This window comes from Chryseobacterium mulctrae, assembly GCF_006175945.1.
In the GTDB taxonomy this organism is placed as follows: Bacteria; Bacteroidota; Bacteroidia; order Flavobacteriales; family Weeksellaceae; genus Chryseobacterium; species Chryseobacterium mulctrae.
On the sequence record NZ_VAJL01000001.1, the window covers coordinates 4,517,076 to 4,530,786 of the forward strand.

General features: G+C 32.4%; 16 protein-coding genes. 6 read left to right on the top strand and 10 right to left on the bottom strand.

The features are described from left to right. Positions 1 to 113: 113 nt before the first annotated feature. A complete protein-coding gene (locus FDY99_RS21105; RefSeq protein ID WP_167494310.1) occupies positions 114 to 2,516 on the top strand; it encodes a ligase-associated DNA damage response DEXH box helicase in 2,403 nt (800 codons plus the stop codon). 156 nt (positions 2,517 to 2,672) lie between these two features. Next, complete coding sequence (pdeM, locus tag FDY99_RS21110; RefSeq protein WP_139423605.1) at positions 2,673 to 3,317, top strand: ligase-associated DNA damage response endonuclease PdeM; 645 nt, start codon at positions 2,673 to 2,675, stop codon at positions 3,315 to 3,317. Positions 3,318 to 3,320: 3 nt separating this feature from the next. Here the strand turns inward: pdeM and FDY99_RS21115 are convergent, their stop codons facing one another. Continuing rightward, on the bottom strand, positions 3,321 to 3,671 hold the full coding sequence (locus FDY99_RS21115; RefSeq protein WP_139423606.1) for a helix-turn-helix domain-containing protein: 351 nt from the start codon (positions 3,669 to 3,671) through the stop codon (positions 3,321 to 3,323). Between the two features lie 460 nt (positions 3,672 to 4,131). On the opposite strand from FDY99_RS21115, the gene FDY99_RS21120 reads away from it, so the two are divergent. Beyond that, positions 4,132 to 4,725, top strand: coding sequence for a Crp/Fnr family transcriptional regulator (locus FDY99_RS21120; protein ID WP_139423607.1), 594 nt, complete (start codon positions 4,132 to 4,134; stop codon positions 4,723 to 4,725). 32 nt (positions 4,726 to 4,757) lie between these two features. Here the strand turns inward: FDY99_RS21120 and FDY99_RS21125 are convergent, their stop codons facing one another. From FDY99_RS21125 to FDY99_RS21135, 3 genes are all read right to left on the bottom strand, one after another. Beyond that, positions 4,758 to 5,258 (bottom strand): CinA family protein, encoded by a 501-nt coding sequence (locus tag FDY99_RS21125; protein ID WP_139423608.1) that lies wholly within the window; start codon positions 5,256 to 5,258, stop codon positions 4,758 to 4,760. A gap of 368 nt (positions 5,259 to 5,626) precedes the next feature. Beyond that, a complete protein-coding gene (locus FDY99_RS21130; protein ID WP_228448887.1) occupies positions 5,627 to 6,241 on the bottom strand; it encodes a Crp/Fnr family transcriptional regulator in 615 nt (204 codons plus the stop codon). Positions 6,242 to 6,333: 92 nt separating this feature from the next. Continuing rightward, the gene (locus tag FDY99_RS21135) at positions 6,334 to 6,699 is read right to left on the bottom strand and encodes a Crp/Fnr family transcriptional regulator (protein WP_139423609.1); all 366 of its coding nucleotides are present in this window, start codon (positions 6,697 to 6,699) and stop codon (positions 6,334 to 6,336) included. 460 nt (positions 6,700 to 7,159) lie between these two features. On the opposite strand from FDY99_RS21135, the gene FDY99_RS21140 reads away from it, so the two are divergent. Together FDY99_RS21140 and FDY99_RS21145 are read left to right on the top strand one after the other, a co-directional pair. Beyond that, positions 7,160 to 7,666, top strand: coding sequence for a pyridoxamine 5'-phosphate oxidase family protein (locus tag FDY99_RS21140; RefSeq protein ID WP_139423610.1), 507 nt, complete (start codon positions 7,160 to 7,162; stop codon positions 7,664 to 7,666). Positions 7,667 to 7,704: 38 nt separating this feature from the next. Next, positions 7,705 to 8,055, top strand: coding sequence for a hypothetical protein (locus FDY99_RS21145; protein ID WP_074228743.1), 351 nt, complete (start codon positions 7,705 to 7,707; stop codon positions 8,053 to 8,055). 40 nt (positions 8,056 to 8,095) lie between these two features. Here the strand turns inward: FDY99_RS21145 and FDY99_RS21150 are convergent, their stop codons facing one another. From FDY99_RS21150 to FDY99_RS21170, 5 genes are all read right to left on the bottom strand, one after another. Then, complete coding sequence (locus FDY99_RS21150; protein ID WP_074228741.1) at positions 8,096 to 8,689, bottom strand: Crp/Fnr family transcriptional regulator; 594 nt, start codon at positions 8,687 to 8,689, stop codon at positions 8,096 to 8,098. Continuing rightward, positions 8,686 to 9,066, bottom strand: coding sequence for a bacillithiol system redox-active protein YtxJ (ytxJ, locus tag FDY99_RS21155; protein WP_139423611.1), 381 nt, complete (start codon positions 9,064 to 9,066; stop codon positions 8,686 to 8,688). Before ytxJ ends, FDY99_RS21150 begins: the two co-directional genes overlap by 4 nt. After that, the gene (locus FDY99_RS21160) at positions 9,063 to 9,518 is read right to left on the bottom strand and encodes a hypothetical protein (protein ID WP_228448888.1); all 456 of its coding nucleotides are present in this window, start codon (positions 9,516 to 9,518) and stop codon (positions 9,063 to 9,065) included. The genes ytxJ and FDY99_RS21160 overlap by 4 nt, the downstream gene beginning before the upstream one ends. Next, positions 9,518 to 10,054, bottom strand: a complete 537-nt coding sequence (locus FDY99_RS21165; RefSeq protein ID WP_139423612.1) for a YfiT family bacillithiol transferase — start codon at positions 10,052 to 10,054, stop codon at positions 9,518 to 9,520. Before FDY99_RS21165 ends, FDY99_RS21160 begins: the two co-directional genes overlap by 1 nt. A 292-nt stretch (positions 10,055 to 10,346) precedes the next feature. After that, positions 10,347 to 11,489: a DEAD/DEAH box helicase gene (locus tag FDY99_RS21170; RefSeq protein ID WP_139423613.1), complete on the bottom strand. Its 1,143-nt coding sequence runs from the start codon at positions 11,487 to 11,489 to the stop codon at positions 10,347 to 10,349. Between the two features lie 170 nt (positions 11,490 to 11,659). On the opposite strand from FDY99_RS21170, the gene pncA reads away from it, so the two are divergent. Further along, entirely contained in the window at positions 11,660 to 12,265 is a 606-nt protein-coding gene (gene pncA / locus FDY99_RS21175; protein ID WP_139423614.1) for a bifunctional nicotinamidase/pyrazinamidase, read from the top strand. A gap of 224 nt (positions 12,266 to 12,489) precedes the next feature. Here the strand turns inward: pncA and FDY99_RS21180 are convergent, their stop codons facing one another. Then, entirely contained in the window at positions 12,490 to 13,641 is a 1,152-nt protein-coding gene (locus FDY99_RS21180) for a pseudouridine synthase (protein ID WP_228418596.1), read from the bottom strand. Between the last annotated feature and the right edge of the window lie 70 nt (positions 13,642 to 13,711).

Genomic DNA, 13,711 nt, shown 5'->3' on the forward strand with positions numbered 1-13,711 from the left:
AAAACTGCTCTGCAGTTTTTCTTCTAAATCAGTAGATTTAATATTATTTAATTTATAAAAACAATTTGAGCAACTACGAAAATACAGAAGGATTCAAGATCATTCAAAACTGGATGATGGAAAAATCGATTTCGCCATTCAAATTTCAAATTGATACTTGGAAAAAATTCGGAAATGGTTACAGCGGAATGGTCGTTGCTCCAACAGGTTTTGGGAAAACCTATTCTGTTTTTTTAGCTTTAATTTCTGATTTCTTAAATCATCCTGAAAAATATAAGAAAGGATTAAAAATGATTTGGATCACACCGCTTCGATCCCTTTCAAAAGATATTGCGAAAGCAATGCAGGAAGCCATTGACGAAATTGGTTTAGATTGGTTGGTTGGGGTAAGAAACGGAGACACAGATCCCAAAGTGAGACAACAACAGGTCAAAAATATGCCGGAAATTTTAGTGGCAACACCTGAAAGTTTACATTTGCTTCTTGGGCAAAAAAATCATCAGAGATTCTTCCAAAATCTGCAAAGTATTGTCATTGACGAATGGCACGAATTATTAGGTTCCAAACGCGGAGTGATTGTTGAATTAGGGATTTCTCAATTAAGAAAATACGTTCCGAAATTAAAAATCTGGGGGATTACAGCGACAATTGGAAACCTTGATGAAGCGATGGAAGTTTTGATTCCTTACGATATAAAGAAGACAAAGATCACCGCTAAACAACATAAAAAGATTGATATTATTTCAGTTTTTCCTGATGAAGTAGAAATTTTGCCTTGGGCAGGACATCTTGGTCATAAATTGGCAGATAAAGTGGTTCCGATTATTTTAGAATCTAAATCAACCATTGTTTTTACCAATACAAGGAGTCAGAGTGAAATGTGGTATCAATTATTATTGGATGCTTATCCTGATTTTGCCGGACAAATCGCCATTCATCATAGTTCGATCGATGCACATTTACGAATCTGGATTGAAGAAAATCTGAGTAACGGAAAATTAAAAGCCGTAGTTTCCACCTCATCTTTAGATTTAGGAATTGATTTTAAGCCAGTTGATACCGTGATACAAATTGGTTCTGCAAAAGGTGTTGCAAGGTTTCTGCAACGTGCTGGACGAAGCGGTCATTCCCCTTTTGAAACCTCAAAAATTTATTGTGTTCCTACCCATTCTTTAGAGTTAATCGAAGTTTCTGCTTTGAAAGAAGCCGTTAAACAAAATGTTATTGAGCCTCGTGAACCGCAGGTTTTATGTTTTGATGTTTTGGTTCAGTTTCTAATGACTTTAGCAATTGGTGACGGGTTTTATCCTGAAGAAACATACGAAAGAATTAAACAGGTTTATACTTTTCAGGAAATCAGAGACGAAGAATGGAAAGAAATTATCGATTTTCTCACGATTGGCGGAAGTGCGCTGAAAAACTACGAAGAATACCATAAAGTTGTGGTAATGGAAGATGGTTTGCATAAAGTCATTTCGAGAAAAATTGCGATGCTTCACAGAATGAATATGGGTGCAATTGTAAGTGATGCCATGCTGAAAGTGAAATTTATCTCCGGCGGATATATCGGAATGGTCGAAGAATATTTTATTTCGAGGCTGAAAAAAGAAGAAAAATTTATTTTGGCTGGAAGAGTTCTGGAAGTGGCGATGGTAAAAGATATGACTGTTTTTGTACGCGCTTCCAAAGGAAAAGCAATGGCTCCAAGTTATCTTGGCGGAAGATTGCCTTTAAGTTCAAATTTAGGACGATTTTTAAGAGAAAAATTATCCGGTGCATTAAATCCAAAAGCATCGGAAAAAGAACTGAAATTTTTACATCCCTTATTAATCAATCAGGAAGAACGTTCGCACATTCCAAAAGAAGATGAATTTTTGATTGAACTAATTAAAAATAGAGAAGGTTATCATTTATTTATGTATCCTTTTGAAGGTCGTTTGGTTCACGAAGTGATGGCAGCTTTAATTGCTTACCGAATTTCAAAATTAGCTCCGATTTCCTTTTCTATAGCGATGAATGATTATGGTTTTGAATTATTCAGCGACAAAGAAATCCCTTTAAACGAAGATAATCTTGAGAAAATTTTAACCCGGGAAAATCTGATGGTTGATGTGATTTCCAGCATTAATTCGGCAGAAATGGCGAGAAGGAAATTCAGAGATATTGCGGTAATTTCCGGAATGGTTGTTCAGAATTTTCCGGGACAGCAACGGTCGAATAAAGCTTTACAAAGTTCGGCAGGATTAATTTTTAAAGTATTGGAAGATTATGATCCGAATCATTTTCTTGTGAGACAGGCATATACTGAAGTTTTTAATATGCAATTGCAGGAACAGCGATTGGTAGAAGCTTTTAAACGAATCGAAAAATCTAAGCTTATTTTAAAATATTCAAATAAATTTACACCTTTGAGTTTTCCAATAAAAGTTGACAGTTTAAGACAGACTTTAACGAGTGAAAATCTGGATGCGAGAATTCAGAAACTGATCAAACAATCGGGAAGAAATATAAAGTGAATTGTCAATAAGTCAATTATGAATTTATTTAATATGGTTTATCATTGACTCAGTCAAATCTAAAGATTTCTGGTTAAGGAAGAATCTAAACTATGCAAAGGATAGATTCTTCACTACACTTTCGCTTCGTTCAGAATGACAAACATAAAGATTAAAATGAAGATAACGACAAAAAATATAACTATTCAAAACGAAATTTTCACTTTAACGAATCAGCGAGCGCTGTTTTGGGAAAAAGAAAAAGCATTGATTTTTTCGGATCTTCATATTGGTAAAACGGCACATTTCCGTAAAAACGGAATTGCTTTGGCTAACCAGATTATGAAAAATGATTTGGAAAGATTGTCAATTTTAATTGAATATTTTCAACCCGAAAAATTTATTATTGTCGGCGATTTGCTTCATGCCGGAGATAATTCTGATGTTGATCAATTTTGTGAATGGAAAAATCAATATCCAAACATTAAATTCTGTTTGGTAGAAGGTAATCATGACAGGATTTCAAAAACTTTAGAAAAGAAGCTTTGCCTGGATTTTAAAAATAGTTCATTAGAAATCAATGATATTTTATTTGTTCACGATTTCGATAAATCAAATTCACAATTTCAGATTACGGGACATATTCATCCCGGTTTTGTCATCAATTCTATGATTAAAAAAATAAAGCTACCATGTTTTGTAGTAACGGAAAATCAATTCTTGCTTCCTGCGTTCAGCGAATTTACTGGTTTAGATACAAAAAATCTTCCTAAAAAAGGAAGATTCTATGTTTTTACAGATGCAGAAATCTATGAGATATAATTTTTACAATTGATCAAACCATTTATAAATATCGGTATCTGAAGATATTTTAAGCTTTTTTCTTAATCTGTTTTTCCTATTCTGAATGGCTTTTGGAGTTACAAATGTATAAGTGGCAATCTCTTTTGTACTCAATCTCAACTTGAGATAAATACAAAAAATAATTTCAGAATTTTGCAGGCTTGCATTAATGGCTGCAAGATTTTCAAAAAAAACGGGATATGCAGATTTAAATTTGCTTAAAAGGCGCGGTGAATTTTGTTTGGCAAGTCTGATGATTTCTTCATCAAGCAAAATTTTTGCGTTGTATTGTTCTGCGTTAAAGTCTTGTGTATTTTCTCTATTTCTATTCATTATTTTGCAGAATTTTTCTCTATCATTATCAAAGTTGTCGTGAAAGCTTTGATCTGATTAACGTTCTTATTACTAGTTTTTTTCAATTCGTTCTTATAGGTTTAAGCTCTTGATTATTTTAACCAAAATGATTTCTAAATGATTATTAATTTTTCAGAAATCTTTTATCTTTTAAAATTTTAGATTCAAATGTATCAGAATTTTCATATTTCTTTTTATGATTCTAATCAACAAATAACGATTTATGGTTTCGGTTTATTGGTTTAATTAAGCAAGACTATTGTTTGCATGATTAAATTAATCAAAATTCTGACCTATAACAGTCAATGTGGTATCTGTGTGGTACGAAAATAATTCACTTTTGTATAAAATTACTCTTTCTTTACATGTCTAAAAATCCTAACACCCCTATGTTTCTGAACATATTGATGAATTTTCAGATACAATTAATCCCAATAATATGATAAATGAAGATAAATTATTTTCTTTTGGAGCAGATTTAAAAACTTACAATCCTGATGATCTTTTATTTTCTGAAGGTGAAGTTCCAGGCTACTTTTTCCTGATTTCCAAAGGAAAAGTGAAATTAAATAATTTTAATGAAGGAGGTAAAGAATTTATTCAAGGAATACTCTCACAAGGTCACAGCGTAGGTCTTTCTTCACTTTTTACAGAAAAAAACTACCCGGTAAATGCTGTTGTTGTAGAAGAATCTGAAGTGATAAGACTTCCTAAAGCGCAATATCTACAGTTTTTGCAACAACATCCCGAAGATTATTTCAAAAATATACAATTCCTTTCTGAGCATATGCATTACAAGTTTTTGATGATGCAGAGTATGGCTTTTCAAAAACCTGCCCAAAAATTGTTAACCTTGATGAATTATCTTAAAGATCATCATCATGACCAGTCGCAATATGCTCTTCAGATTCTTTTAACCAGACAGCAGCTCGCTTCTCTTACCGGATTAAGCGTAGAAACTGTAATCAGGGTAATAAAAAACATGGAGAAAGAAGAAATTTTAAAAATCAAAAACAGAAAAATCTTTTATTAATCTCTAAAATATTATTCTTTACCTGAGCTTTGTTATTTTAAAATTAAAAGTTTATTAATCTCACTTTTAAAGCATCCCAAAATAAATTCTGTATAATATTGTTGTGCTCCTAAAGCCTGTGTTTTAGGATGAAGTTCCAGTTTTTTAGATAAAATAATTTCACCTTTGTAGGCAAAAGAATAATATGAAAATATTTTGTAAGTTGAGCTTCTCATTGGGTTGGCGTAACCTGTAACTGCAATAGACCAATCGGTATCGAATAGTTTTGCTACACTGAGAGCCATTGTTTTTGCAATTTCCTCAGAAACACAGTCGCATGAGTTTCCTTCATCATAATCTACATTTAGAAGTTTAACTTTTTGATCTAAAGTATAAGCGGTTATTCCACCTTTATAAAACATTGATGCATTAGGCATTTGTGAAAAAGCGAGCTGAAAAAGCCCGGAAGTTACACTTTCAGCAATAGAAATCGTTTCATTGGTCGCAATTAATGATTCGCTGATATAATTGAGTAAGTTTTGTTGAAATTCCATAAGATTTGATTTAATGAAGTTGTAAAATATTCACGTGTTTTTCAAAGTAATGGAGATCATCAGTTTTTTAAGTATAGCATAAAAAGCTTAATGAATATGCCAATTCTAAAGCGTTCTAAAGATTACCTCTTCCTCCACAAAAGAGGTAATCATGAAAGTAAATTATGAATAAAAAACTGACGTTACAGTTTAAATCCAGGATTTAAAAACTGTAATTTCTAAACCATATTGGGTGAAATATAATGTTACTGTTTTCATATTATAATTAATTTAGGTGGTTGGTGTTGTGATTGTGGTTCTATGATAAAATATGTCAAATATACTTCGCTAAGGATTTATTAACTTATGATTTGAGTCATGTAACCTCTTTAATAATATATTTTGCGGTCTTCAATTTTCAGCAGATTTTCCTTTTCCATTTTTTTGATGGTTCTGATGATGGTTTCTACACGTAAACCGGTAAGATCAGCAATTTGCTGCCTTGTAAGCTGTATATTAAACGAATGTTGATCTTCACAATCGGTATAGCTTCTCAGATAATTGAATAGACCAAGAATTCTTTCCGAAGGCTTTTGTGAAACCATATCGTGAATCATTTTCATTTTGAAATAAAGGCGATGCGATAAACATGCATTTATTTCCAAAGAAATATGAGGATGCTCTTTTACCAGATTTATAAAATTTTTTCTTGGTAACATGATGATCGTTGTAGGCTTTAGAGCGTAAGAATTCACAGTATATTTTTTTTCTATAAATAAATGTGCATCTCCAAAGCTTTGCCCTTTTCCTAAAATATTATGGATGAATTCTTTCCCTTCATCATTAAAATTATTAACCTTTACGGCACCTTCTATAATCTGATAATAAAAATTCGGCGAATCGCCTTCTCTGAAAATAAGTTCTTTTTCTTTGTAAATTTTAGTTTCAGCACTGTAAGATTTCAGCAATTGCTCGTCAATCTTCATGCAACTTATTGTTTTCATGGTATAAAAATTTTTATCATTTAATACAGTATAGTGAGGTTAATTGTGAGTTTTACCGTCGAATTTTTTCAACACATATTTTGTGCCAGAATTTATTTAAAATGGAGCTTCTTAGAAAGATTTTTATTTATTTCAAAACACATTTTCGGATTTTTCTGCATTAAACTGATAAATAAACTTTTTTTTAAACTCAAAACTTCACAAGAATTGATGGCTACTGCATTCATAGGATATTGATGATCTATAAAAAGAAAAGACTCACCAAGACACTCTCCTGCTTCCAAACGATTTTGAATATTTTCTTTACCAGATTCATCATATTTATTCATTTTTACACTTCCGGAAACAATCTGGAAATAATATTGAGCAGACTCGCCTTCTGTAAAAATATTTTCTGTAGGCAGATAGTTTTTACTGATAGCTCCTGCAGATTCCAGGATTTTTTGGTGGATAACCATAATTTTTAATATTTACGATTGATTGTGATGGTAATCTTCACAAAAGATATAAGTAAATATTAGTGGTAACAAGGTTTAAACGGATGGTGAACTACGATTAAAAGTAATGTCAATACTTGAATATTTTACTGACTTTCAGTATTTAGTATTTTAAATAGAGAAATCTTTCACAATTTTTTTGTTTTGTGAATAGTGATAGCATACTATAAGATTGAATAAGTATGATTTATTAGCTTTACTCAAATATACGATAAATTAAATTAGTTCTTTATGATTTCAATCATAAATTTTAGTTAATGTTGTATCGTTTTCATCAATAATTGTTGTTTTTAATTTATTTTATAGGAGAATTGAATTTTTTTTTAAAAGATTTTATATTTTTGGTTAGGTTTTTGAAGCGACCAATCATCATAGAATTTTTTATTCTACAATACACACCACAATTACAAAATATAATATTATGTCAACAGAAAATTTGAATAACGCAGAAGCGGTAAAAAAAATTAAGGAACTTTCAGAAAGAGCTAAAATCTGTATGTTCTGCACCAATCTAGAAAGTTTACCCATCAATACCCGACCGATGGGTCTTCAGGAAACTGATGAAGGTGGAAATCTATGGTTTATTAGCAGTGAAGCCAGCAACAAAAATTTTGAAATAAAAGATGACAAAAGAGTACAACTTTTATTTATGAATAACTCAGATTCAGAATATCTTTCTATATTTGGTGACGCTGTGATTTATAAAGACAGATCAACCATTGAAGAGAAATGGTCTGCAATGGCAAATGCTTGGTTTGACGGAAAAGACGATCCTAATGTTTCGATTATCCGTGTAACGCCAAAAGATACTTATTATTGGGACACCAAAGCTGGAAAACTCGTAAGTCTTCTAAGTTTTGTAGCTGCCGCAGTTACCGGAAATAAAACCGATAATTCTGACGGTGTAGAAGGGAACGCTAGAGTTTAATTTTTAATATAATTACTTACTTTAAAAACTATAAGATCATGATATTCGAAGATGACCCGCACGCTGTTGTTCATGAAACGAATAACAAGCCATTGAGCAATTTTGCAATGATTACTCAGGTAATTCAATTCACTGGAGATAAGTCATTTATATTAAATTCTTTACAAAAAATAAAGAACAGTACGATTTGCGATATCAAAAAGAAAGTGATCGATAAATTTATCCATGAATATACGGTGAATTTTACAGGATATGTTGAGAACGACAGTTATCAGCTTCATGCCGATGGTTATCAGTTGTCGCCTTCGTATGCCAAACAATCTTATGAAAAAGTTTTAAGAGAACAGGAATACCTAAATAGAATAATCACCACACTGAACAACGATTAGTTGTTTGGTGCGGTGATTTTTTTTTATCTTAAATTAAAGATTATTTATCGGTAACAAAATTCTTTTTTGCCAGTTCTTTTCTCACACGGCTTAAGCTTTCCGGAGTAATTCCCAGATAAGAAGCAATCATCCATTGTGGGACTCTAAGTAAAAGATCCGGATACATTTTGATGAATTTTAAATAGCGTTCTTCCGCGGTTTCTCCCAACAAAGAATTGATTCTGTCCTGCAAGCTTTTTACATGCTTCTGAATAATCAGATCATTTTTTTCAATTGTATTTGGGAATTCTTCCAAAAGTTTACTAAAAAAATCCGGCTGTAAAAACAATACTTCAGAATCTTCAACAGCTTCAATATAGTAACGGGATTTTTCGTTAAAATAAAGACTGCTTCGGTCGCCAATCAGCCAATTTTCAGGAGCAAACTGTATAACGTGTTCTTTTCCGTTTTTATCAATAGAATACATTCTTAGAAGCCCTTTTTCAACAAAAAAAGTATTACGGCACACTTCGCCTTCCTGCAAAAGCATTTCGTGCTTCCCCACTTTTTTCATTTCATACTGAATGCTGCATAAATTTACTTTTTCAGCAGGAACTTCAAAAACTTTTGCTAAATATTCGTTTATATTACTCATAAAATCTGGCTTAAAGAAATATCCTGATGTGATGCATTATTGATGGCTTTTCCGTTTTCAAAAACAATTAATTGCGGGCTTTCGTGACGAATTCCGAAATCTTCAGCAATTTTGTTGGAAATTGGTCTGAAAGCCAAAAGATCAAGAAAATAAAAACTTACATTTTGTTCGTCTGAATTTTCAATTTCTTTTTCAAAATTTTTCAAAACCGTTTTGCTTATAAAACAGCTTGTAGAATGTTTGAAAATGGCTACTCTATTTTCATAAGACTGTTTGATTGCTTTTTCTAAATCTTCTTCAGACTTTATTGTTTTCCAGAAAGATTTTGTTTCTCCCTGTTCCTGTTTTCCGCCAAATATTTTATCTAAAAAACTCATACATTAAATTGTTTTAAATGGTGATTGAGGTGTTTATATTCCATAAATCCCCAATCTTTTTCTTTCATTTCACCAAAAAGCTCATGGCGATTTGGCAAATGATGATTTTCGTAAGCAAGATAATACTCGTCTAACCTTTTTAAAAGATTGTTTCTTGCTTCTTCAAAGTTACATTCAAAATTAACGATTACTTTTCTAAAAGTAGGCATATTTCGGGGAATTCCGTTATTGAAAATCTGCATTTCTCTTTTCACAAAAATTCCGATTGATTTGAATAGAAAATTGATTGGCGGAAGAGTGATCTTCTTTAATGCAATCTGTAAGATCAAATCACAATGAACGAGCATTTGAGAAACATCCATGCTTCCCCACTTTCTTTCTGAAGTTTCTGAAAGCTGAGCAATTCTCTGCTTAATTTCGTTAAGATCGTTCTCGTTATGAAGGCTTTTCACTACCAGTTTTTTTCTTTCTTCAGATTTTCAATATGTGCAAAATGATGATTGCAATGCCAAACATAATTCGCAAGGTAAACTCTCAGATCATAACTTTCGTTGTGTTCAGGATGATGAAAAGTTCTTTCAAACTGTTTATTGGTCATTGCTTTTAATAAAACAGTCCATCTTTGATGAGTTCCTTTTATAATTCTCATCGCAGGTTTTATCGGCATATTTACGCTATCTTGAAGCTCTGCAAATTTTGCTTCGTCGTAAGGTTTTATTGTAGGGTTTTCTTCCGTAAGCGCCAATTTTAAACGGATAAGACTGTTCATGTGACTGTCTGCAATGTGATTGACAAGCTGTCTCACTGTCCAGCCGCCTTCTCTGTATTGTGTATCTAATTGATCTTCGTTAAAGTCTTCAATTAAATTTTTTAATTTGTCTGGAAAATTTTTGATGACTTTAATATATTCTGTGAGTGTAATATCGCAGATGTTTTCAGGAGTTTCAAAGCGACCTATCGGAAATCTTTTCTGTTCTAAAATGTCCATTTTCAATGATAATATTTTAATGATTTGATCAAAATTAATTTATAAATAGTTTAATATTAAGTCTGTTTAAATTTAACCACAAAAGGAACAAAAGACAATTATGATGCTATTATTAGATAATCGAAGTTCTCAAAAGAATAAAAAATCAAAGATTTTTAAAGAGCTTTTGTGTACTTTTTTCTTTATACTCATTAAAAAATATCTAAATCTTTTGTCTCTTTTGTGTTTAATTAAAACTACTTCTTTCCAATCTGCAAAATCCGCTCAAATCTGCGAGAAAAATATTTAAATATTAATAGCCATGCAAATTAATATCCTCCGTTCTTTGCAAAGTAACTTTTCTTCCCATTTTCTTTTGTATCACTCTGAAATGCTGCAATTCGTCATCTGTTAAAATTGAAATCGCTGTTCCTTTTTCGCCTGCGCGACCCGTTCTACCAATGCGGTGGATATAATCTAAAGGCGAACGAGGCAATTCGTAATTGATCACACAAGGTAGAGACTCAATGTGAATTCCACGACCGATTAAGTCTGTAGCAACTAAAATTTGAGCGCCGTTTACTTTAAATTCTTCCAGATTATTTCTACGCGCACCTTGCGATTTTTGGCTGTGGATCGCAACGGCTTTTATTTTATTTTTTTTCAGTTTTTCAACTAAATTATCTGCAGATCTTGTAGAAGAAACAAATATTAAAGCTTTCTCAACCTTCTTTTCTTTAATTAAATATCGTAAGAACGGACCTTTATTTTCAGGAGAAACATGATAAGCCAATTGTTGAATATTATCAATTTCAACCTCTTCTTTTTTAATTTCAATAATCGTTGGATTGATTGATAAACGTTCTTTCATCTCAGCAACTTTATCATTTAAAGTCGCCGAAAATAAAGTCGTTTGTTTTGCTACAGGCATCATGGCAAAAAGCTTATTCATCTCTTCACCAAAACCTAACTGAAACATTTTATCTGCTTCATCAATCACCAAATGCTTTATTTGGGAAATGCTTAATGCTTTATGATCAATCAAATCCAATAAACGACCGGGCGTTGCAATAAGAACTTCTACACCTAACATTCCCTTCATCTGCGGATTGATAGAAACACCGCCATAAACAGCCATTGTACGGACTTCACGTTTCAAATTGTCTGTAAACGCTCTGAAAACCTCATCAATCTGAATGGCCAATTCTCTTGTAGGAACCAATATTAAAACCTGTACATTACGATCTTTTTTAACTTCTGTATTTTGTAACTTTTCTAAAATCGGCATTACAAAACAAGCTGTTTTTCCGGAACCTGTCTGTGCAATTCCCATCAAATCTTTTCCTTTTAAAATAACCGGTACCGCTTGCTCCTGAATTGGAAAAGGCTTCAGATAACCCAATTTTTTAACAGAATGAATAATATTGTGTGATAGACCTAAAGATTCGAATGACATATAGTATTTATTTAATGCAAAGATAAACTATTGCCGTCTGTTTTTTCTTTCTAAATATCTTTCAGATTGTAATTTTATTTTTTAAAATGCCGTTTTGTCAGATAATCAGGTTTTGGACAAATTTTTGAATGGTAACTTTCATCAATTAATAAAAAATTAGAAAGCTATATATGAAAAAAGCATTAATAATAGTCGATGTACAAAACGATTTTTGTGAAGGCGGAGCTTTGGCTGTTCCGGGAGCAAACGAAGTAATTCCCTACATCAATCTTCTGATGGAAGAAAATCATTACGACCAGATTGTTCTTACTCAAGATTGGCATCCTGCAAATCACAAAAGTTTTGCAAGCAATAACAATAGAAAAGTGGGCGAAAGTATTATTTTAAACGGTGTTCCGCAGTTTATGTGGCCAGATCACTGTGTAGAAAATACTTTTGGTGCAGAATTTCATAAAGATCTAAACAGAGATAAAGTAACTCACATTATTCAGAAAGGAAAAAATACTGAGATTGATGCTTACAGCGGTTTTCAGGACAACAATCATTTTATGAAAACAGGTTTGGATGATTTCTTGAAATATCACGAAATTCAATTGGTGGAAATTGTTGGTTTAGCATTAGATTATTGTGTAAAATTTACTTGTATCGATGCTGCAGCCAATGGATACATCACCTGTCTTCACTTCAACGGAACCCGAGCTGTCAATGTAAAACCAGATAATGGTAAAGACGCAATTTTCGAAATGTTGCAGAAAGGGGTGACAATCTTGGGATAGTTTTTTGAATAAACACAAATTTCAATTTTGTAATTTGCATTAAAACTTAACATTCGATTTGTCATTCTGAATGAAACAAATTGAAATGAAGAATCTCTTTAATCTAAATAATAGATTCTTCCTTCGTCGGAATGACAAACTTTGAAAATGAAAAAAGACGTTGAAAAAATTCAACGTCTTTATATTTTAAGTTAAGACTCGAAACTTTTAATCTCGTATCTCGACTAAAGCATTTTAAGATTATTCACCTCCTGCTCCGTAAGGATTCTCCAGTGTCCTCTTTTGATGTTTTTCTTTGTCATTCCTGCAAACATTACTCTGTCTAGAGCTTCCACTTCGTATCCTAATCTTTGGAAAATTCTTCTGATAACTCGGTTCCAGCCGATATGAATTTCAATTCCAACTTCATTTCTAGGTTTCCCTTCGATAAATGAAATCTGATCAACTTCAGCAACACCTTCATCCAAACGAATTCCTTCTGAAATAAGTTTCAGGTCTTCATTCGTCAACTTTTTATCTAACGTAACATGATAAATTTTCTTCGCATCAAAAGATGGGTGCGTCAGTTTTTTAGTCATGTGTCCGTCATTCGTCAAAAGAATAACTCCGGTTGTAGAACGGTCTAATCTTCCTACCGGGAAAACTCTGTATGGAGAAGCATTTGCAACCAAATCCATAACTGTTTTTCTTGCTTTGTCATCTTTCGTAGTAGAAATATACCCTTTTGGCTTGTTTAAAAGTACATAAACCGGCTTTTCAGGGGTAATGTTTTGTCCGTCGAAAACTACTTTGTCAGTTTTTTCAACCTGGTAACCCATTTCAGTTACTACTTTACCGTTTACTTCTACCAAACCTTGAGTAATTAACTCGTCAGCTTCTCTCCTGCTGCAAATTCCGGAATTGGCAATGTATTTATTAAGACGAATAGTATCTTTATGAACGTCCTTTTCTACTTTCTTGAATCTTCTTTGTTGTACAAAAGATTTTGCTTTATCCTGATCTTTGTCGTCTCCTTGAGATCCGGGTCTTCTTCCGTATTTCAGGCTGCCTCTTTCGTATTTATCTCTAGCGTCAAAACTATTGGGTCTGCTACCTCCTCTTTTGGGAGCAGATTTACCGAAAGTCTTTTTCTCTTCACCTGAACTGGTAATAAATGGTTCTTGTTCAGTTTTTGAATATTTCTTATTCATTCGAGCTTGATAACTGGTATCGTCACTTCTTTTGGAATCAGAATTTCTTTCTCCCGCTTTAGGGAATGACTTCTTGAAAGGTTTTGATCCGGAATCTCCAGATTTAAGAGAACGAGGACTGTCTGAGTTTCTTGTTGAAGATCTAGGTTTTTTAGGTCTCCCTGAATTATTATTGTCTCTGCTCATTCTAAATATTTTTGCAAAGATAGTAATTTAGTTACGAGTTAGAAATTAAGAATCATAACTTTGTAGCTTA